The sequence below is a fragment of the Bradyrhizobium sp. CCBAU 53421 genome (assembly GCF_015291625.1).
GTDB lineage: Bacteria > Pseudomonadota > Alphaproteobacteria > Rhizobiales > Xanthobacteraceae > Bradyrhizobium.
Genome location: NZ_CP030047.1, coordinates 8,986,026 through 9,004,845 on the forward strand (window position 1 = coordinate 8,986,026; position 18,820 = coordinate 9,004,845).

Below are 18,820 nucleotides of genomic sequence, written 5' to 3' on the forward strand. Positions count from 1 at the left end.
TGCAGGGGGAAGGGGAAGAGTGCGTGACTAATTGACTTCCGCTTCGCGCAGGCCGCTCAGCCACAGCGCCAGCAGCGTCCACACCGCGCCGGACAAGAGATACGCACCGGCCGAGATCAGGCCGAAATGGGTCGCCAGCAGCAGCGCGGCGAGCGGCGCGAAGCCGGCGCCGAACAGCCAGGCGAAATCCGAGGTCAGCGCCGAGGCCGTGTAGCGATAGGTTCGCGCGAAGTTCGAGGCGATCGCGCCCGACGACTGGCCGAACGACAGGCCGAGCAGCACGAATCCGAGCACCATGTAGATCGTTTCGCCGAACGCGCCGGCATCGAGCAGCTGCGGAGCAAAGCCGCTATAGACCGCGATCGCGACCGCCGAGCCCAGCAGCAGCGGCTTGCGCCCGACGCGGTCGGCGATCATGCCGGAGGCGATGATCGCGACAACGCCGACCATGGCGCCGATCATCTCGATGATCAGGAAGCGCACCGGGCTTTCCTTGGTGAACAGGAACACCCAGGATAGCGGAAACACCGTGACCATGTGGAACAGCGCAAAGCTCGCCAGCGGCGCGAACGCGCCGAGCAGGATATTGCGGCCCTCCTGCGCGACGGTCTCGCCGACCCGCGCCGGCTCGAGGTCGCGGCTTTCGAACAGCTCGGAATATTCGTCGGTCGCCACCATGCGCAGCCGCGCGAACAGCGCCACCACGTTGATGGCGAAGGCGACGAAGAACGGATAGCGCCAGCCCCAATCGAAGAAATCATCCGCCGAGAGGTTGCCGGCGAAGAAGGCGAACAGCGCGCTTGCCACGATCAGCCCGAGCGGCGCGCCGAGCTGCGGCACCATCGCATACCAGCCGCGGCGATTCGCCGGCGAATTCATCGCGAGCAGCGAGGCGAGGCCGTCCCACGCGCCGCCCCAGGCGATACCCTGAAGGACGCGCGCCGCGGCGAGCAGCCAGATCGCCGCGACGCCGATCGTGTCGTAGCCGGGCAGGAACGCGAGCGCGACCGTGGCGGTGCCGAGCAGGAACAGCGCGATGACGAGCTTGGCGCCCTTGCCGTGGCGGCGGTCGACCGCCATGAAGATGACGGTGCCGAGCGGCCGCGCGGCGAACGCCAGCGCGAAGATGCCGAATGAATAGAGCGTGCCGGTCAGTTCGTTGACGAACGGGAACACCAGCTTCGGGAACACGATCACCGAGGCGATCGCGTAGACGAAGAAGTCGAAGAATTCCGAGGTGCGCCCGATGATGACGCCGATGACGATTTCGCCGGGTTTCGCCTGCCCGTGACCTGACGCGGTCGGGGTGCCGTGTGCCATTGCTGGGGCCTGTGCCATCGCCGGAGAACCGTCCTTTGGAGCATGACCCGGAAAAGTGGAAACCCGTTTTCCGAACAGGTCATGCTCAAACCTGAGATGAGGCCACGGGCAGCCTTTGCCACGCAGTCCACCTCACCTTCTGAGCTTCTATCCCGCACTGCAACATTGGACAAATTGTCCAATGTCAACTTTGCTGCATCGCAGCTACCCCTTGGCGGAACTCATAAAATTCCAGTGGGGTGAGCCGTGCGCGCCTTGAAATTATTGGCCTTATTGCCGTTCGCGGCGCTCCTTGGCGGGTGCGATTTCGTCGTCCTGGCCCCTGCCGGCGACGTCGCCGTCCAGCAGCGCGACCTCGTCGTGATCTCCACCGTCCTGATGCTGATCATCGTGCTTCCGGTGATGGCGCTGACCATCTTCTTCGCCTGGCGCTACCGCCAGTCCAACACAGCGGCGCCCTATGAGCCGGAGTGGGATCACTCCACCCAGCTCGAGCTCGTCATCTGGTCGGCTCCGCTGCTGATCATTATCTGCTTGGGAGCGCTGACCTGGATGGGCACCCATCTGCTCGATCCCTACCGCTCGCTCGGCCGCATCGCCGCCGACAAGCCGATCGAGAGCAAGGACGCCCCGCTCAATGTCGAAGTGGTCGCGCTCGACTGGAAGTGGCTGTTCATCTACCCGGACTACGGCGTCGCCGCCGTCAACGAGCTTGCGGCTCCCGTCGACCGCCCGATCCGCTTCCGCATCACGGCCTCTTCCGTGATGAACTCGTTCTACATCCCCGCGCTGGCCGGCCAGATCTACGCCATGCCCGGCATGGAGACCAAGCTGCACGCGGTCTCCAACAAGGAAGGCACCTATCGCGGCTTCTCCGCCAACTACAGCGGCGCCGGCTTCTCCGGCATGCACTTCGAGTTCAAGAGCTTGTCGAACACCGATTTCGACAAGTGGATCGGCACCGCCAGGGCCGGCGGCAACATGCTCGGCCGCACCGACTATCTGCAGCTCGAGCGTCCGAGCCAGAACGATCCGGTCCGGCTCTATCGCTCGGTCGATCGTGATCTCTACAAGGCGATCCTCAACATGTGCGTCGAGCCCGGCAAGATGTGCATGAGCGAAATGATGGCGATCGACGCCAAGGGCGGCCTCGGCCGCGAAGGCCTCAACAACACCCTGCCGCTGACTTACGACAAATATGCCCGCCGCGGCGCGCCGCTCGGCAACGAGCCGACCTTCGTCGCCGGGATCTGCTCGATGGACGAGATCAAGGACGCGCCGTCGCGCGACGTTCTGGCGCCGCTCGACCTGACGCCGCTGCGCGGCGTCGGGCTGAAACGCCCGCCGTTCTCGCCGGCGCATCCGTCATCGACATCGCTGCTGCTCGGCCAACGTCCGAAATCAGAGTCCTGAGGAGGACCGCATGAATCCCGATCTCGTCAAGATGATCTTCGGCCGTCTCAATCTGGAAGCGCTGCCGTTCCATGAGCCGATCCTGGTCGGCACCTTCGCGGTGGTCGCCACCGGCGGCCTCGCGCTGTTCGCAATCGTCACCTATTTCCGACTTTGGGGCTATCTGTGGCGCGAGTGGTTCACCACCGTCGACCACAAGCGCATCGGCATCATGTACATGATCCTCGGTATCGTGATGCTGCTGCGCGGCTTCGCGGACGCGCTGATGATGCGCCTGCAGCAGGCGATCGCCTTTGGCGGCTCCGACGGCTACCTCCCGGCCCACCACTACGACCAGATCTTCACCGCGCACGGCGTGATTATGATCTTCTTCGTGGCGATGCCGCTGGTCACCGGCCTGATGAACTACGTGGTGCCGCTACAGATCGGTGCCCGCGACGTCTCCTTCCCCTTCCTCAACAATTTCAGCTTCTGGATGACGGTCGGCGGCGCCGTGCTGGTGATGATGTCGCTGTTCGTCGGCGAATTCGCCCGCACCGGCTGGCTCGCCTATCCCCCGCTGTCGAACATCGGCTACAGTCCTGACGTCGGCGTCGACTATTACATATGGGGACTACAGGTCGCCGGCGTCGGCACGACGCTATCGGGCATCAACCTGATCTGCACCATCGTCAAGCTGCGCGCGCCGGGCATGACGATGATGAAGATGCCGGTGTTCACCTGGACCTCGCTCTGCACCAACGTCCTGATCGTCGCCTCCTTCCCGGTGCTGACGGCAGTGCTGGCGCTGCTGTCGCTCGACCGCTACGTCGGCACCAACTTTTTCACGAACGACTTCGGCGGCAACCCGATGATGTACGTGAACCTGATCTGGATCTGGGGCCACCCCGAGGTCTACATCCTGGTGCTGCCCGCGTTCGGCATCTTCTCCGAGGTGACCGCGACGTTCTCCGGCAAGCGGCTGTTCGGCTATACCTCGATGGTCTACGCCACCGTCGTCATCACCATCCTGTCCTACCTGGTCTGGCTGCATCACTTCTTCACGATGGGCTCCGGCGCCAGCGTGAACTCGTTCTTCGGCATCACCACCATGATCATCTCGATCCCGACGGGCGCGAAGATGTTTAACTGGCTGTTCACGATGTATCGCGGCCGCATCCGCTTCGAGCTGCCGATGATGTGGACGGTGGCGTTCATGCTGACCTTCGTGATCGGCGGCATGACCGGCGTGCTGCTCGCGGTACCGCCGGCCGATTTCGTGCTGCATAACAGCCTGTTCCTGATCGCGCACTTCCACAACGTGATCATCGGCGGCGTGCTGTTCGGCCTGTTCGCCGGCATCAACTACTGGTTCCCGAAGGCGTTCGGCTTCAGGCTCGATCCGTTCTGGGGCAAGCTGTCGTTCTGGTTCTGGGTCTCGGGCTTCTACTTCGCCTTCATGCCGCTCTACGTGCTCGGCCTGATGGGCGTGACGAGGCGGCTCCGCGTATTCGACGATCCGACCCTGCAGATCTGGTTCGTCATCGCGGCCTTCGGCGCCTTCCTGATCCTGCTCGGCATCGGTGCGATGCTGGTGCAGTTCGCGGTCAGCATCCTGAGGCGCGAGCAGCTCAAGGACACCACCGGCGATCCCTGGAACGCGCGCACGCTGGAATGGGCGACCTCCTCGCCGCCGCCGGACTACAACTTCGCCTTCACGCCCGTCGTCTACGACAACGACGCCTGGTGGGACATGAAGCGCCGCGGCTACAGGCGCCCGCTGACCGGCTTCAAGCCGATCCACATGCCGTCCAACACCGGCACCGGCATCATCCTCGCGGCCTTCGCGACGGTGATGGGGTTCGGCCTGATCTGGTACATCTGGTGGCTTGCCGCCGTCAGCTTCATTGCGCTGCTCGCGGTCGCGATCGGCCACACCTTCAACTATCACCGCGACTTCCACATCCCGGCGGATGAGGTGGTGCGGACCGAAGACGCGCGGACGCGCGTTCTCGCCGCGGGAGCCCAGACATGAGCGTTGCAACCACCCAAATCTCCATCCAGGACTCCGAACCGGTCTTCCACGTCATCGACGAGCACGCGCATCCGGAAGGCGCCAGCACCATGCTGGGCTTCTGGATCTACCTGATGAGCGACTGTCTCATCTTCGCGATGCTGTTCGCGACCTATGGCGTGCTCGGCGGCAACTACGCCGCCGGTCCGGCGCCGAAGGACCTGTTCGACCTCAAGCTGGTCGCGCTCAACACCACGATGCTGCTGCTCTCCTCGATCACGTATGGCTTTGCCATGCTGACGATGGAGAAATCGAGGATCGGCGCCACGCAGGCCTGGCTCGCCATCACCGGGCTGTTCGGCCTCGCCTTCCTCGGCATCGAGCTCACCGAATTCGCCCACATGATCCATGAAGGCGCGACGCCGCAGCGCAGCGCCTTCCTGTCGTCGTTCTTCACGCTCGTCGGCACCCACGGCCTGCACGTCACCTTCGGCCTGGTCTGGCTGGTGACACTGATGGTGCAGACCGCGCGCTTCGGCCTCACCGAAGCCAATCGGCGCCGGCTGATGTGCCTCTCGATGTTCTGGCACTTCCTCGACGTGGTCTGGATCGGCGTCTTCACCTTCGTCTACCTCCTGGGAATGCTGCGATGACAACAAAAGCGCACGCCGAAGCTCATACTCTCGAAGCCAATGCCGGCCACGGCCATGACGATCACAGCGGCGCGGCACACGGCTCGCTGAAGAGCTATCTGATCGGCTTCGGCCTCTCGGTGATCCTCACCGCGGTGCCGTTCTGGCTGGTGATGACCAGCGCCATCGCCGACAAGGCGGTCACCGCACTGATCGTGCTGGTGTTCGCCGCGGTGCAGATCGTCGTGCACATGGTGTACTTCCTGCACATGAACACGCGGTCCGAGAACGGCTGGACCATGATGGCGATGATCTTCACCGTGATCATGGTGGTGATCGCGCTGACCGGCTCGCTGTGGGTCATGCATCATCTCAACATCAACATGATGCCGATGCACGACATGAGCCAGATGCCGTGACCATGCGCTCTGCCAGACCATCGCTTATGCTGCTCACGCTCGGCATGCTGGGCGTAGTGCTGCTGAGCGCGCTCGGCATCTGGCAGGTCGAACGCCGGACCTGGAAGCTGGCGCTGATCGATCGGGTGGAGCAGCGTATGCACGCGGCGCCGGTCGCGCCGCCGCCCCAATCGTCATGGCCGGCCGTCACGGCCGCGCGCGACGAATACCGCCGCGTCACCGTGCGCGGCACCTTCCTCAATGCCGATGAGACGCTGGTGCAGGCCGTCACGACAGACGGTCCCGGCTTCTGGGTGCTGACCCCGCTGCAAACGGCTGACGGAACCACGGTGCTGGTCAATCGCGGCTTCGTTCCGCCTGACAGACGCGATCCGGCGACACGGCGCGAAGGCGGGCCGCAGGGCGCGGTCAGCGTGACCGGGCTGCTGCGGATCTCGGAGCCCAAGGGCGGCTTCCTGCGCAGCAATGACCCCGCAGCGGGCCGCTGGTATTCCCGCGACGTCGCGGCGATCGCTGTCACGCACGGATTGTCGCAGGCAGCCCCGTTCTTCATCGACGCCGATGCGACACCCAATCCGGGCGGCTATCCGGTCGGCGGGCTCACGATCGTGCGGTTTCCGAACAACCACCTGATTTACGCGCTGACATGGTTCGCGCTGGCCTTTATGCTGGCCGGTGCGCTCCTGCGCGTCATCAGCGGCAGGGGCCGCGCCGGCGCCTCCGAACCAAGGTGGAGTTCAAGGCGCGCCGCCGTGCGCCGCCTGATCGGCGCAGCCCGCAATCTGTCTCGCGACACTGGCCCAGATGCTCGAGCGCACATCGGATCTGCATGACGACAACGCCGCGACCGGTCCGGCCGTAATGCCGTCCGCCGTCAGCGCGGCTGCCGGCATGCCGTTCGATCTCGCAGCGCCCGCCGACATCGCGACCAACCGCAAGAACATGGCCCTGCTGGTCCAGCTGCGCTGGATCGCCGTGATCGGCCAGATCGTCACTATCGGCTTCGTGCAATTCTGGATGGGCGTCGCGCTGCCGCTGTTGCCGATGGCGGCCGTGATCTCCGGGCTGGTCGCCCTCAACCTCGTCAGCCTGCTGTGGCTGCGCTACCGCGCCGACATCAACAACCGCGAGCTGCTGGTTGCGCTGGCGCTCGACGTCGCGGCGCTGACCGTCCTGCTCTATCTCGCCGGCGGCGCCACCAATCCCTTCACGTCGCTCTACCTGCTGCAGGTGACGCTCGGCGCGGTGCTGCTCGATGCGCCCTCGACCTGGTCGCTGGTGGCGCTGGTCTGCGTGAACTTCGCGTGGCTGACCAGCTACTACCGGCCGCTGGAGCTGCCGCAGGGCTTTGCCGAGGCATTCAATCTCTATATCGCCGGCACCTTCATCGGCCTCGTGCTCGACGCCGTGCTGCTCGTGGTGTTCATGACGCGGATCAACCGCAATCTGCGCGACCGCGACCTCCGCCTCGCGGCGCTGCGCCAGCACGCCACCGAGCAGGACCACATCGTCCGGATCGGCCTTTTGGCCTCCGGCGCCGCGCATGAGCTCGGCACGCCGCTCGCCTCGCTCTCGGTGATCCTGGGCGACTGGCGCCGGATGCCGGCGCTCGCCTCCGACCCTGAACTGTCGCAGGACCTCGGCGAGATGGAGATCTCGGTGCAGCGCTGCAAGTCGATCGTGACGGGCATTCTGCTGTCGGCCGGCGAAGCCCGCGGCGAAGGCTCCTCGCCGACCACGGTGGCGGCGTTCCTGACCGCGCTGGTGGAGGAATGGCGGATGACGCGGCCATCGGCCACGCTGTATTTCCGCAACGCATTCGGCACGGATCTGGCGATCGTCTCCGACGTCGCGCTCAAGCAGGCGATCTTCAACGTGCTCGACAATGCCGCCGAGGTCTCGCGCGACTGGATCGAGCTGATGGCCGAGCGCAATGCCGACAGGCTGGTGCTGTCGGTGACGGATCGCGGCCCGGGCTTCTCGCGCGAAATGCTGGCGCATGTCGGCAAGCCGTATCAATCGACCAAGGGCAGTCCCGGCAGCGGCCTCGGCCTGTTCCTGGTCGTCAACGTCGTGCGCAAGCTGGGCGGCGTGGTGACGGCGCGCAACCGGCCGGACATCGGCGCCGCGGTCAAGCTCGAGCTGCCGCTCTCGACGCTCGCGATCGGAGACCATCTTGACGGATGAACGCCAGCTGCTGATCGTCGAGGACGACGCAGGCTTCGCCCGTACGCTGAAGCGCTCGTTCGAGCGCCGCGGCTACGATGTCGCCGTATCGGCCTCGCTCGACGAGGTCCGCGAGCTGCTCGAGCAGCAATCGCCCGGCTATGCCGTCGTCGACCTGAAGCTCGCCGGCGGCGCGTCGGGCCTTGCCTGCGTCGAGGCGCTGCATGCGCATGATCCGGACATGCTGATCGTGGTGCTGACCGGGTTCGCCAGCATCGCGACCGCGGTGGAGGCGATCAAGCTCGGCGCCTGCCATTATCTGGCCAAGCCATCGAACACCGACGACATCGAGGCCGCTTTCCTCAAAGCGCAAGGCAATGCCGCCATCGAGGTCGGTGCGCGGCCGACCTCGATCAAGACGCTGGAATGGGAGCGCATCCACCAGACCTTGATCGAGACCGACTTCAATATCTCCGAAGCCGCCCGCCGCCTCGGCATGCACCGCCGGACATTGGCGCGGAAGCTGGAGAAGCAGCGGGTGAAGTAGTTTCGACTGGCCACTCTTGCAGCCTGGATGCAGCGAAGCGTAATCCGGGCTCGGCCAATCCGCGGATCGAGCGGCCTCCGACGGCTACCGGTGCGCCAGGAAGACCCCCAGCAAGAAGGCGATGGTGAGTGATTGGAGCGGCGCCGCCTTGGTCGCCTCACTCAAATGATGCAGCCACCGATCCTGTCGTGGCAAGGGTTCGAATACGGCGTGCTCAGCCATTTGACGGATCGCTTCCGAGGCCAGCTCTATACGTTGTTCAGGGCTGGCGGTGGAAGCCATGGAGTTTTCGTTAGCCATCAGACGAACGAGCCTTCTCTATCGACACCAACGCGGACTGTTCCTCGACTCCTTCACCGTGTGGTGCGCTCAGTCATTCCCGAAGAAGTTCACAAGCGGACGACGCGGGGCGTCGTCGTCTTCGGACGCCATGATCGGCACTTCGCGGCGTTCTGCCTGCTCCAGGAGCACCGGAGCTTCACGGCGTTGATCGCCTTGCTCGATCCGCCGCTGCTGACGTCTCGCCTGCTCGGACGCAATACGCTTCGCTTTGCGTTCAGCATACCGCTTGCGTCGCTCCCGTTCTTCCGGGGCAGGCTTCCTCGCCTCCACTGCATCCGCTTGCTTCTCGACGGGCCCTTGGACATCCTTGATTGGCTCTGGCCGCACCTGCGACGGCGGAGGCTGCGCCGCGGCTTCTGAAGCCGCGGGCTCCGGTTGGGTCGCAGGTTGCGGTGCCGGCGCGGCTTCTGCCGAGGATGGCAGGACAACGCGTGCTGGTTCCGCGGCTGCCGGCGAAGAGACCCGCGTCTGGGCGCCGGCGGAATCCTTGAGCGCCGAGTTTGCCATGAACAGTCCTCCACCGAACCCGGCACCGAGAATGATGAAGGTTGTTCCGACCCCCGCGAAGAAAATGACTGCCTTTGATGCCATGGTCCACTCTCCTCCAATGGCGAGCGAACGCGCGAAAGTTACCGGCGTTCCGTTTAAGGATAACTCGGCAGTGAGTGCCGTTCGTCCGATCGGCGAGCGGTGCGGATAGCCTGGAACTTCAGCCTGCCCGAGCGAGGGGTTTTGGTCTATCGGGGGATTTCAGTTCGCGGGGAGTTGGTCCCCTGCCACACCCTGAGCGCGCGGCGCGGCAGCAAGAGCGGCGTCGTCAGCAGCAGCAGTCCGCTCAGTGCCACCGCAGCGCGGACGCCGACAATGCCCGCCAGCACGCCCCAGAGCGCCGTCAGCACGGCAATGGTTGCGCTGCTGGTGATCGTCCAGGCCGAGAGCACGCGCGCGGTCCGCTCCATCTCGATCTGGGCGAGACGATAGGCCGCGAACACCGGATTGAAGATGCCGGCACAGGTGACCAGGCCGAACTGAAGCGCAAACACGACGGCGATGCCCGTGGCGCCGTGCGGCATGAGGGCGAGGCCGAGCGACCAGCACGCACGGAGCGTACCGGCCGCAAGCAGCACATTGTGCTGTCCGCAGCGCGCGGCAAGCGAAGGCGCGAGCCGCGCGCCGATCAGGCCGCCAATGCACGGCGCCCCGAATGCGAGCCCGTACTGCCAAGGCGCGAAGCCGAGATCGCGCAGCATCAGCACCGCGAGCAACGGCGCCGTCGCCATGATCAAGCCGTTGACCAGCACGGTGTTGACGAACAGCAGGCGAAGCACGGGATGTGCGAGGATGCTGCGCCATCCCTCGGTCAGCTCGGCGGCGCGAAATGCCTTCGCGTGGCGCCGGGCGGGCGCAGGCTCACCGCCGCCGATCCGGCGGATCGCCAGTGCCGACAGCAGGAAGCTGATCGCATTGGCGATCACGGTCGTGACCGGACCGAACATCCCGATCGCGACACCGCCGAGCGCAGGTCCGATCGCGGCCGCGGTCCACATCGTTCCCTCGAGCCGCCCGTTCGCGGTCACCAGATCGTCCGGCTTGACCAGCGTTTTGAGGCAAGCACCGCTCGCCGAACGAAACGCGATGTCGGCGGCAGCCATGATGATCGACACGATCAGGAGCTGGCCAAGGCTCAGCCAGCCGAGCGCGAAGGTGATGGGGATGCTGATCGTGGCGGCGAAGCGGATCAGATCCATCGCGATCATCACCGGCCGCTTGCGGCGGAATTCGATCCAGGGGCCGAGCGGCAGCGCGACCGCAGCCCCGGCCAGCAGGCCCACGGCCGCAAGCGCCGAGACCGCCTCCGGCCGTGCATGCAGCACCAGGATCGCCAGCAGCGGCAAGGCGTCGAACGCGATCCAGGTGCCGAACGTCGAGACCGCGAATGCGGTCCACAGCCAGTCGTAATCGCGTCCCAGCGACCGTCCTGCAAGCATGCCGCGCCCCCTGCTGGTTCCGCGATCCCGCCGCCAGCGTGGCGCAAGAGGTCATGAGTCGCGGCGATCCGCCAAGCGGCGATTGCGGCAGGGGCGATATGCAAGGTCGCGCGGCGACACTTCGCCCCAAACAAAAAGCCCGGTCTTGCGACCGGGCTTTTGTTTTCAATCCGTCGAACCCTTTCAGGCGGCTTCGTCCTCGACGGCGGTATCGTCGCCATCGCTATCGGCATCCTCACCGTCGGCATCGCCCTCGCCTTCACCCTCGGCTTCCGCCTTGGCGCCGCGGCGGGGGCTCTTGGCGAGCTGGCCTTCGATCTCCTTGATCGCCTCGGTCTCGGTCGAGTGCTGCACGACGGCGATCTCGCGCGACAGGCGGTCGAGCGCCGCTTCATAGAGCTGGCGTTCGGAGTAGGACTGCTCGGGCTGCGATTCCGAACGATAGAGGTCGCGGACCACCTCGGCGATCGCGACGATGTCACCCGAGTTGATCTTCGCTTCGTATTCCTGGGCGCGGCGCGACCACATGGTGCGCTTGACGCGGGCACGGCCCTTCAGCGTCTCCAGCGCCTTCTTGACCAGCGCCGGCTCCGACAGCTTGCGCATGCCGACATTGGCGACCTTCGCCGTCGGGACGCGCAGCGTCATCTTGTCCTTCATGAAATTGATCACGAACAGCTCGAGCTTGGCGCCCGCGATCTCCTGCTCCTCGATCGCCAGGATCTGGCCGACGCCGTGAGCGGGATAGACCACGAATTCGTTGGCCTTGAAGCCCTGGCGCTGGGTCACGACCTTCTTCGGCTCCTCGACGCGCGGCGCGGCTGCAGGCTTGGCGGCAACCTTCGGAGCAGCGGCGGGGACGGCAGCCTTCGGGGCAGCCGGCTTCGGCGCAGCAGCAGTCTTGGGGGCGACCTTCGCAGCAGCGGGCTTCGCAGCTGCCGCTTTCGCGGCAGTCTTGGCAGTCTTTTCTGGCATCACGCTTCTTTTGTTCTTTGAGGACTTTGCAGCCGCCGCCTTCTTGGCTCCCTTCACGGGTGCCTTGGCACGGCCCTTGGTTGCGCTGCGAGCAACGACAGCGGCTTTCTTCGTCGTCTTTGAAGCACTCTTTTTACGCGTTTTCTGTGACACAGCCTGCGCGCGGATACTGCCACGCCCCTGTTCGAGTTTGCGGGAACCTCGAAGCCACAAGGTACGCATGGCAAGGGGTTCTTGGCCTGTAATGTGTCAGATATAGCACATTTTCCGCAAAAATCAATGGTTTACGCCCGATTCCGGGCATAACAGGGCATCCTCAGGTCATATGTCCGTCATTAGGGTTAAATCGGCGGCCGAACGGAGGGCCGCGACGGGCCTGAGCCCGCCCTTATCGGGGTAGTCCCAGCTGATCCGGACGAATCAGTCGCCGCTGCCCGGATTCGGAGAAAAATATTTCTCGAACTTGCCTTCCTTGCCTTCCCACTCCTTGGCGTCCTCGGGCGAGTCCTTCTTCTGGGTGATGTTCGGCCAGCTCTTGGCGTAGTCGCGGTTGACCTCGAGCCACTTCTCCAGCCCCGGCTCGGTGTCCGGCTTGATGGCGTCCGCCGGACATTCCGGCTCGCACACGCCGCAATCGATGCATTCGTCAGGATGGATGACCAGCATATTCTCGCCCTCGTAGAAGCAATCGACGGGGCAGACCTCGACGCAGTCGGTATATTTGCACTTGATGCAGGCTTCAGTGACGACGTAGGTCATCCAAAACTCCGAAACGATCCAGTTTTTCTGGGGTTGGGTAGCGCAGGAATACCTGGCCCGCAAGGAATTGCTGGCCCTAAATAGCTATTCCTTGCCTCCTTGCAAATCCTCGTACAGCACGCGCGCCGAGGCAGCATCGCCGCGCCGCTCGGCAAAGCCGATCACCTTCAGCACGCGGACGCTGCTGTCGAGCGCGACGGTGACGACGTCGCCCGCCTTCACCGCATGGCCCGGCGATTTCTCGCGCGTGCCGTTGATGCGGACATGACCTGATGCGACGAGTTCGGCCGCACTGGTGCGGGCCTTCACCACCCGCGCGTGCCACAGCCATTTGTCGAGGCGCTGTCTGTCCAAAGGACTTCTATGTTTGACGCGTTTTCTTCACGCGAACCGGTGCCCACTTCGCTCGAAAACGCTATGTCCGATTATTCCTTCCGACCGGCGAGCTGCTCTTTCAGGGCCGCAAGCTTGGCGAAAGGCGAATTCGGATCGATCGGACGGTCGCGCTCGCGCGGCGCGCTCGAGGCGTAGGGCCGATGCGACGGGCCGCTCTCGCGCTTGTCGCGGCCGCCCTTGCCGAAATCGCGGCCGCCACGGTCACGATCGCCGCGCTCGCCCTTGCGATCGCCGCCGAACTTGTTGTCGCGGCGACGCTCATTGTCGCGATCGCGACCCTTGCCCTCGAACCGCTCGCGGCGCTGGCCCTTGTCGTCCCTATTGTCGCGGGCCTGCGCGCCATCGGCAGGCGCAGCCGCCGCCTCGGCGGGCGCGCCGGGGCGCGGCGTGCGGAAATCCTGGTGGCGGCGCGTCCGGCGATGATGCTCGCGCTTCTCGCCTTCGCCACCGCCCTCGGCGGCCTGCGCGCCCTCGGCGGGCTTGTTCTGATGCCGGCCGCGGTTGCGGTCGTGGCCGCGATGATGCGGACGGCGCTCGTCGGAGCGGCCGCCGGGACGCCAGACTTCGACCAGTTGCGGCTCGGCCGGCGTCTCCGCGGCGGCGGGAGCGGCCTCGGCGGGTGCAGCATCAGCGCTCGCCGTCTCCGCAGGCGCTTCGGCGCCGGGCTCTGACGGTGTCTCCGCAGTGGCTTCCACGGCCGGCGCGGGCTCGGCGAGTGCTTCAGCAGCAGGGGCTTCAGCGGCGGACGCTTCGGCAACAACGGGCGCGTCGACCGGCGTGGCGCGCTCGGCCACTGCATCCTGATGGGTCTCGATCACCACCGGCGTCGCTTCGCTGGAGACCACCTCGGCAAAGCCGACGTCGGGCAGCAGCGCGGCCGACGGTGCAGGATCGCCCGACACCGGCTGATCTGTCGCAGCCTCCGGCGCATCGGCCGTGGCCTCGGCGGCGGCATCGACCGGCGCGTCGATGGCGGCATCAGACGTCGCCTCGGTCGGCGGCGTCTCGGCGGCAACGGTCTCGGTGCTCTCGACCACGGCCTCCGTGGCCTCAACCGGCGCAGCCTCGACAGCCTTCGGCGGCAGCGGCGGACGGCGGTCCATGCGGTAGCCGAGCGCGCGCAGGATCGAGGCAAAATCCTCGCCGGCCGAGCCGGTCAGCGAGGTCATCGCCTGGGTGACGACAAAGCCGCGGCCGTCGAACGCACCCGCGGGCTTCTCGCCCGGCGAGGTCTCGCGCCAGGCCAGCGCCGGGCGGATCAGGTCGGCGAGCCGCTCGAGAATGTCGACGCGCACCGCGCGCTCGCCGCACTGGCGATAGCCGAGCACGCGATAGGCGTCGCGCGCGAGCTGCTTGTCGACCGGGAACGAGGTGCGGCCGCTGCTCGCCAGATGCTGCACGTTCGACAGCGCAGCCATGTCGACATTGCTCTGCTTCTCGGCCCACAGCAGCGAGGCCAGCGAGCGCGCCGCGGGCTTCAGGAGCTGCGGGAAGTAGATGTGATAGGCGCCGAAGCGCACGCCGTATTTGCGCAGCGCCGCGCGCGAAGGCTGGTCGAGATCCTTCATCTCGGCGGCGATCTTGCTGCGCTCGAGCACGCCGAGCGCCTCGACGAGCTGGAAGGCGATGCCGCGGGCGATGCCCTGGATATCCTCGGCCTTGGACAGCTCGAACAGCGGCCCGAGCAGCTTCTCGATATGCGTCTTGAGCCAGAGATCGAGCCGGGTCTGCACGGCTTCGCGCGAGGCGCCGGTCAGCCGCTCGTCGGAAATGATGCGCAGCCGCGGATGCAGCGCGTCGTCGGCGGCCACGAGCTTGGCCACCGCATCGCCGGTCCAGCGGATGGTGCCGTCGGAGGTCAGCACGAACTGCTCGTCGGGAGCGGCGCCCAGTTTCTCGGCACGCGCATCGATCTCGCGCGCCAGCACCTGCTGGGCGGCGGCTTGCAGCGCCTTGGCGTCGCTGCCGGCCTCGGCCGCATCAGGTGCGAAGGTGAAACCATCGAGCCGGCCGATCACGTGGCCTTCCACGATCACTTCACCGGTCTTGCCAATTTCCGTATTCAAAACTGAGTTCTCCCGCAGGCGGCGCATCAATACACTGGTCCGCCTGTCAACGAAACGCTCCGTGAGCCGTTCATGCAGCGCATCGGATAATTTATTTTCGAGATCGCGCGTGATCCCCTGCCAGTGGTCCGGGTCGTAGAGCCAGTCGGGCCGGTTGGCAACGAAGGTCCAGGTCCGGATCTGCGCGATCCGGCCCGATAGCGTGTCGATATCGCCGTCGGTCCGGTTGGCCTGGTCGACCTGGGCGGCAAACCATGCGTCAGGGATACGCCCCTTTTGCATCAGGAAGCCATACAGCGTGGTCACGAGTTCGGCATGGGCGGCCGGCGACAGCTTCCGGTAGTCCGGAACCTGGCAGGCCTCCCACAGCCGCTCCACCGCCTTAGCCCCATGCGCCCATTCACGCACCTCGGCGTCGCGTGCGACATGTTCGAGCACCCGAAGGTCCTCCGCCACCGGGGCCCGCGTCAGTGCCTCATGATTGGGCGTCAGCGCCAGCGACACCTGCAACGCGCCGAGCGAGGAGAAATCCAGCCTGGCGTTGCGCCATTGCAGCATCTTGACGCTGTCGAAGGTGTGGTTCTGCAGCGCGTTGACGAGCTCCGGCTCGAACGGCGCGCAGCGGCCGGTGGTGCCGAAGGTGCCGTTGCGCGTCGCGCGCCCGGCGCGGCCGGCGATCTGGGCGAATTCGGCCGGCGTCAGCCGGCGGAATTGATAGCCGTCATATTTGCGGTCGGAGGCGAAGGCGACGTGATCGACGTCGAGATTGAGCCCCATGCCGACCGCATCGGTCGCGACGAGGTAATCGACGTCGCCGTTCTGGAACATCGCGACCTGCGCATTGCGCGTGCGGGGCGAGAGCGAGCCCAGCACCACGGCAGCGCCGCCATGCTGGCGGCGGATCAGTTCGGCGATCGCGTAGACCTCATCGGCGGAGAACGCGACGATCGCCGTTCTGCGCGGCTGCCGCGTGATCTTGCGGTCGCCGGCGAATTCGAGCTGCGACAGCCTGGGCCGCGTGACGATCGAGGCGCCCGGCAGCAGCCGCTCGATCATCGGCCGCATCGTCGCAGCGCCCAGCAGCAGCGTCTCGTCGCGGCCGCGGCGATTGAGGATGCGATCGGTGAAGACGTGCCCGCGCTCGAGATCGGCCGCGATCTGGATCTCGTCGACCGCGAGGAACGAGACGTCGAGATCGCGCGGCATCGCCTCCACGGTCGAGACCCAGAAGCGCGGCGCCTTCGGCTTGATCTTCTCTTCGCCGGTGATCAGCGCGACGTTGTCGACGCCGGCGCGGTCGGCGATCTTGTTGTAGACCTCGCGCGCCAGCAGCCGCAGCGGCAGCCCGATCAGGCCCGACGAATGCGCCAGCATGCGCTCGATGGCGAGATGCGTCTTGCCGGTGTTGGTCGGCCCCAGCACCGCAGTGACGCCCGCACCGGGCACGCGGTCATTTCCGAACGAAGTTGAGAAAACCATATTTTGCAGGTGTTTCTTTTATTGAAGGCAAGATCCCTGACCCGTCATCCTGAGGAGCGCGTCAGCGCGTCTCGAAGGATGCACGGCCGAGATATTTCCACGCGCGACGATCTGCCAGTTGGGACAGCAGGGCCGTCGCCCTTCGAGACGGCCGCTCCGCGGCCTCCTCAGGGTGACGGTGAAAGACTGACGCCTCGGGGTTCACTCCTTCACGCATCCTTTCGCAAAATCTGTCTCACAATGCGACGCTTTCCGCGCCACCCTTAAGCTTCGGAACGAGTCTAGAACGAATCGCGGCCGAATCGCTGACTCCATTCCAGACCCGAAACGTTCACCGCAACATCTCGGCGAGTCTTGATGCGGCGGCACTAGATCAAGTTTGAGAGGGCTCCACAAGCATAGGATATGCGGACTGAATTCCTTAAATTCCAGGGGCCGACGAGTCGAATCAGAAGCGGGCAAGAGTCAAATGGATTCTGGTGACGTTTGTTGCATTCCCGAGCGTCCCGCGCAGCGCCTCCGAAGTACCCTCTCCCCCTGTGGGAGAGGGTGGATTCGATGCGGTAGCATCGAAGCCGGGTGAGGGGTCTGTCTCCGCGGATAGAGACCCCTCATCCGGCGTGGACTGCGTCCACGCCACCTTCTCCCACAAGGGGAGAAGGTGGAGAGGCTACTGCGTCTTCGCCACGCGCGGCGGCGCGGCTGTGGTGACGAAGGACGTCGCTTCCAGCATGGCCTGGCCGAGCGGGGTCGGGATCGTCATGCGGAACGGCACCAGCAGGCGGGTGCCCGCGATCGGCACGAACGCGATCTCGATGTTGCGCTGGGCGGCGAGGTATTTGATGACGGGTCGATCCGGGATGTAGCCGGAGATCGGCACGAAATAGAGCGCGCAGACCAGCGCCGGGCCGTGATAGCCGCGCTCGGCCTTGACGATCTCGACCCGCTTGAAGTCGAGCTTGAGGTCGTAACGCATGCGGCCGTCGAACACGCCGGCGCCGGTGCGGCAGACATCCGGGCTCATCAATTCGGCATTGCCGGGCGCGCGCAGGAACGAGCCGGTCATCGGATCGAACACGTTCTTCTTCTGCGCATCGGTCACCGGCAGGCGGTCGGCATCGACCGGCGGCTCCGGCTCGATCGCGGATTCCTTGATGCCGCCATTGGCCAGCACCATCCGGATCGTCTCCGACTTCTTCGAGGTGGTGGTGGTTGCGGTATAGGCGGAGGCGACCAGCGAGCCGTTGACGACACGGCCCTGCGATGCGCCCGAGCCGGTGCCGCCGGAGAACGCCTTCAACAGGCCTGCGGTGCCGCCCTGGGCCGCGGCCGAGAAGGTGTCGTCGCCGATTTCGATGGTCCAGGAGCCCTTGCCGACCGGGATACCGGCGAGCGTCGCCTCATACTGGGCGTCGAGCCGACCCTGGGCGCTGGCGCGCTCGGCGCAGAACAGCAGCAATGCGCCCGCGCACAGGCCGAGGAGCCGGCCGAGCGGGGGCAAAATGGCAATGGCGGTGGTCACTTAACCTACCTGACGGTCCTGCTATCGGCGCTCTGTTCGTCGTCCATTTTGGTCCTTCAATTCGGCCGGACAACACGCGCATCTCTTATGGAACCAAGACTTGCAGCCGAATACGCCCTTTATATGGTTGCCATATCCGCGGTTAAGTGGCTGGAACGGCTTATGAACCGCCATTTCCCGGGACGTCCATGCGGCGATATAATCTTGACGCTCTCCTATTCTGCCCCTATACACCCGCGGTTCCTGGAAAATGGACGCGAATTCAAAACCCCCGCGCGGGCCGTGCGAATGCACGCCTGAGACGAGGCGGGGATGCAATAAGGATTTTGTAAGATGTCCCGGCGCTGCGAACTGACGGCCAAGGGCCCCCAGACGGGCCACAAGGTGAGCCACTCGAACATCAAGACCAAGCGGCGCTTCCTGCCGAACCTGGCCAACGTGACCTTTATCTCGGATGCGCTCGGCCGCAACGTGCGCCTGCGCGTCTCGACCAATGCGCTGAAGAGCGTCGACCACAATGGCGGCCTCGACGCCTACCTGCTCAAGGCCAAGGCCGACGTGCTCTCGCCCCGCGCTCTCGAACTGAAGCGCGCGATCGAGAAGAAGGTCGGCAAGCCGGCGCCGGTGAAGAAGGCGAGCTGAGCGAGACGCGCGAGCGGAATTCGCGTTGAGAGTTTTGAACGGCCGGGTCGGATGACCCGGCCGTTTTTGTTTTGCGACAATTCGACCATCGGAGAAGTAAGCGAACCCTATGCCGCTGACAAACCACCCGCTATGATCGCAGGAACGAGAACACTCAACTG

The 18,820-nt window shown here is 65.3% G+C and carries 17 protein-coding genes; 8 read left to right on the plus strand and 9 right to left on the minus strand.

The window, feature by feature from the left end:
* Positions 1-27: 27 nt before the first annotated feature.
* The gene (locus XH92_RS41575; RefSeq protein ID WP_194457192.1) at positions 28-1,320 is read right to left on the minus strand and encodes an MFS transporter; all 1,293 of its coding nucleotides are present in this window, start codon (positions 1,318-1,320) and stop codon (positions 28-30) included.
* A 246-nt stretch (positions 1,321-1,566) separates the two neighbouring features.
* Here XH92_RS41575 and cyoA point away from each other — a divergent pair, with 246 nt between their 5' ends.
* From cyoA to XH92_RS41610, 7 genes are read left to right on the plus strand one after another with little or no spacing between them, the layout of a single operon-like run.
* A complete protein-coding gene (cyoA, locus tag XH92_RS41580) occupies positions 1,567-2,733 on the plus strand; it encodes a ubiquinol oxidase subunit II (RefSeq protein WP_194457193.1) in 1,167 nt (388 codons plus the stop codon).
* 10 nt (positions 2,734-2,743) lie between these two features.
* The gene (cyoB, locus tag XH92_RS41585; protein WP_194457194.1) at positions 2,744-4,747 is read left to right on the plus strand and encodes a cytochrome o ubiquinol oxidase subunit I; all 2,004 of its coding nucleotides are present in this window, start codon (positions 2,744-2,746) and stop codon (positions 4,745-4,747) included.
* The gene (gene cyoC, locus XH92_RS41590; RefSeq protein WP_194457195.1) at positions 4,744-5,379 is read left to right on the plus strand and encodes a cytochrome o ubiquinol oxidase subunit III; all 636 of its coding nucleotides are present in this window, start codon (positions 4,744-4,746) and stop codon (positions 5,377-5,379) included. The genes cyoB and cyoC overlap by 4 nt, the downstream gene beginning before the upstream one ends.
* Positions 5,376-5,777, plus strand: a complete 402-nt coding sequence (gene cyoD / locus XH92_RS41595) for a cytochrome o ubiquinol oxidase subunit IV (RefSeq protein WP_194457196.1) — start codon at positions 5,376-5,378, stop codon at positions 5,775-5,777. The genes cyoC and cyoD overlap by 4 nt, the downstream gene beginning before the upstream one ends.
* Positions 5,778-5,779: 2 nt before the next feature.
* Positions 5,780-6,610, plus strand: coding sequence for an SURF1 family protein (locus tag XH92_RS41600; RefSeq protein ID WP_246788119.1), 831 nt, complete (start codon positions 5,780-5,782; stop codon positions 6,608-6,610).
* 28 nt (positions 6,611-6,638) lie between these two features.
* Entirely contained in the window at positions 6,639-7,964 is a 1,326-nt protein-coding gene (locus XH92_RS41605; RefSeq protein ID WP_246788638.1) for an ATP-binding protein, read from the plus strand.
* Complete coding sequence (locus XH92_RS41610) at positions 7,954-8,490, plus strand: response regulator transcription factor (protein WP_194457198.1); 537 nt, start codon at positions 7,954-7,956, stop codon at positions 8,488-8,490. The genes XH92_RS41605 and XH92_RS41610 overlap by 11 nt, the downstream gene beginning before the upstream one ends.
* A gap of 84 nt (positions 8,491-8,574) precedes the next feature.
* Here the strand turns inward: XH92_RS41610 and XH92_RS41615 are convergent, their stop codons facing one another.
* The 8 genes from XH92_RS41615 to XH92_RS41650 form a co-directional block, all read right to left on the minus strand.
* On the minus strand, positions 8,575-8,772 hold the full coding sequence (locus tag XH92_RS41615) for a hypothetical protein (protein ID WP_194457199.1): 198 nt from the start codon (positions 8,770-8,772) through the stop codon (positions 8,575-8,577).
* 87 nt (positions 8,773-8,859) lie between these two features.
* Positions 8,860-9,423 (minus strand): hypothetical protein, encoded by a 564-nt coding sequence (locus XH92_RS41620; protein WP_194457200.1) that lies wholly within the window; start codon positions 9,421-9,423, stop codon positions 8,860-8,862.
* 146 nt (positions 9,424-9,569) lie between these two features.
* Positions 9,570-10,820: an MFS transporter gene (locus XH92_RS41625; RefSeq protein ID WP_194457201.1), complete on the minus strand. Its 1,251-nt coding sequence runs from the start codon at positions 10,818-10,820 to the stop codon at positions 9,570-9,572.
* Positions 10,821-11,003: 183 nt separating this feature from the next.
* A complete protein-coding gene (locus XH92_RS41630; protein ID WP_194457202.1) occupies positions 11,004-11,795 on the minus strand; it encodes a CarD family transcriptional regulator in 792 nt (263 codons plus the stop codon).
* A 420-nt stretch (positions 11,796-12,215) separates the two neighbouring features.
* Positions 12,216-12,554, minus strand: a complete 339-nt coding sequence (fdxA, locus tag XH92_RS41635; protein ID WP_016844914.1) for a ferredoxin FdxA — start codon at positions 12,552-12,554, stop codon at positions 12,216-12,218.
* A gap of 84 nt (positions 12,555-12,638) precedes the next feature.
* Positions 12,639-12,908 carry an RNA-binding S4 domain-containing protein gene (locus tag XH92_RS41640; protein ID WP_194457203.1) on the minus strand — a complete coding sequence of 90 codons (270 nt, stop codon included), beginning with the start codon at positions 12,906-12,908 and terminating at the stop codon, positions 12,639-12,641.
* Between the two features lie 71 nt (positions 12,909-12,979).
* Positions 12,980-16,495, minus strand: a complete 3,516-nt coding sequence (locus XH92_RS41645; RefSeq protein ID WP_194457204.1) for a helicase-related protein — start codon at positions 16,493-16,495, stop codon at positions 12,980-12,982.
* 670 nt (positions 16,496-17,165) lie between these two features.
* Positions 17,166-17,996 (minus strand): DUF3108 domain-containing protein, encoded by an 831-nt coding sequence (locus XH92_RS41650; RefSeq protein WP_194461685.1) that lies wholly within the window; start codon positions 17,994-17,996, stop codon positions 17,166-17,168.
* A 354-nt stretch (positions 17,997-18,350) separates the two neighbouring features.
* Here XH92_RS41650 and rpmB point away from each other — a divergent pair, with 354 nt between their 5' ends.
* On the plus strand, positions 18,351-18,659 hold the full coding sequence (gene rpmB, locus XH92_RS41655; protein ID WP_050423898.1) for a 50S ribosomal protein L28: 309 nt from the start codon (positions 18,351-18,353) through the stop codon (positions 18,657-18,659).
* Positions 18,660-18,820: the final 161 nt, after the last annotated feature.

What these genes read in the sequence shown, in the direction of transcription:
- XH92_RS41575 (WP_194457192.1), bottom strand. Translation starts at nt 1,320, where the DNA reads ATGGCACACGGCACCCCGACCGCGTCAGGTCACGGGCAGGCGAAACCC.
- cyoB (WP_194457194.1), top strand. Translation starts at nt 2,744, where the DNA reads ATGAATCCCGATCTCGTCAAGATGATCTTCGGCCGTCTCAATCTGGAA.
- cyoC (WP_194457195.1), top strand. Translation starts at nt 4,744, where the DNA reads ATGAGCGTTGCAACCACCCAAATCTCCATCCAGGACTCCGAACCGGTC.
- cyoD (WP_194457196.1), top strand. Translation starts at nt 5,376, where the DNA reads ATGACAACAAAAGCGCACGCCGAAGCTCATACTCTCGAAGCCAATGCC.
- XH92_RS41600 (WP_246788119.1), top strand. Translation starts at nt 5,780, where the DNA reads ATGCGCTCTGCCAGACCATCGCTTATGCTGCTCACGCTCGGCATGCTG.
- XH92_RS41605 (WP_246788638.1), top strand. Translation starts at nt 6,639, where the DNA reads ATGCCGTCCGCCGTCAGCGCGGCTGCCGGCATGCCGTTCGATCTCGCA.
- XH92_RS41615 (WP_194457199.1), bottom strand. Translation starts at nt 8,772, where the DNA reads ATGGCTTCCACCGCCAGCCCTGAACAACGTATAGAGCTGGCCTCGGAA.
- XH92_RS41620 (WP_194457200.1), bottom strand. Translation starts at nt 9,423, where the DNA reads ATGGCATCAAAGGCAGTCATTTTCTTCGCGGGGGTCGGAACAACCTTC.
- XH92_RS41625 (WP_194457201.1), bottom strand. Translation starts at nt 10,820, where the DNA reads ATGCTTGCAGGACGGTCGCTGGGACGCGATTACGACTGGCTGTGGACC.
- XH92_RS41630 (WP_194457202.1), bottom strand. Translation starts at nt 11,795, where the DNA reads ATGCCAGAAAAGACTGCCAAGACTGCCGCGAAAGCGGCAGCTGCGAAG.
- fdxA (WP_016844914.1), bottom strand. Translation starts at nt 12,554, where the DNA reads ATGACCTACGTCGTCACTGAAGCCTGCATCAAGTGCAAATATACCGAC.
- XH92_RS41645 (WP_194457204.1), bottom strand. Translation starts at nt 16,495, where the DNA reads ATGGTTTTCTCAACTTCGTTCGGAAATGACCGCGTGCCCGGTGCGGGC.
- rpmB (WP_050423898.1), top strand. Translation starts at nt 18,351, where the DNA reads ATGTCCCGGCGCTGCGAACTGACGGCCAAGGGCCCCCAGACGGGCCAC.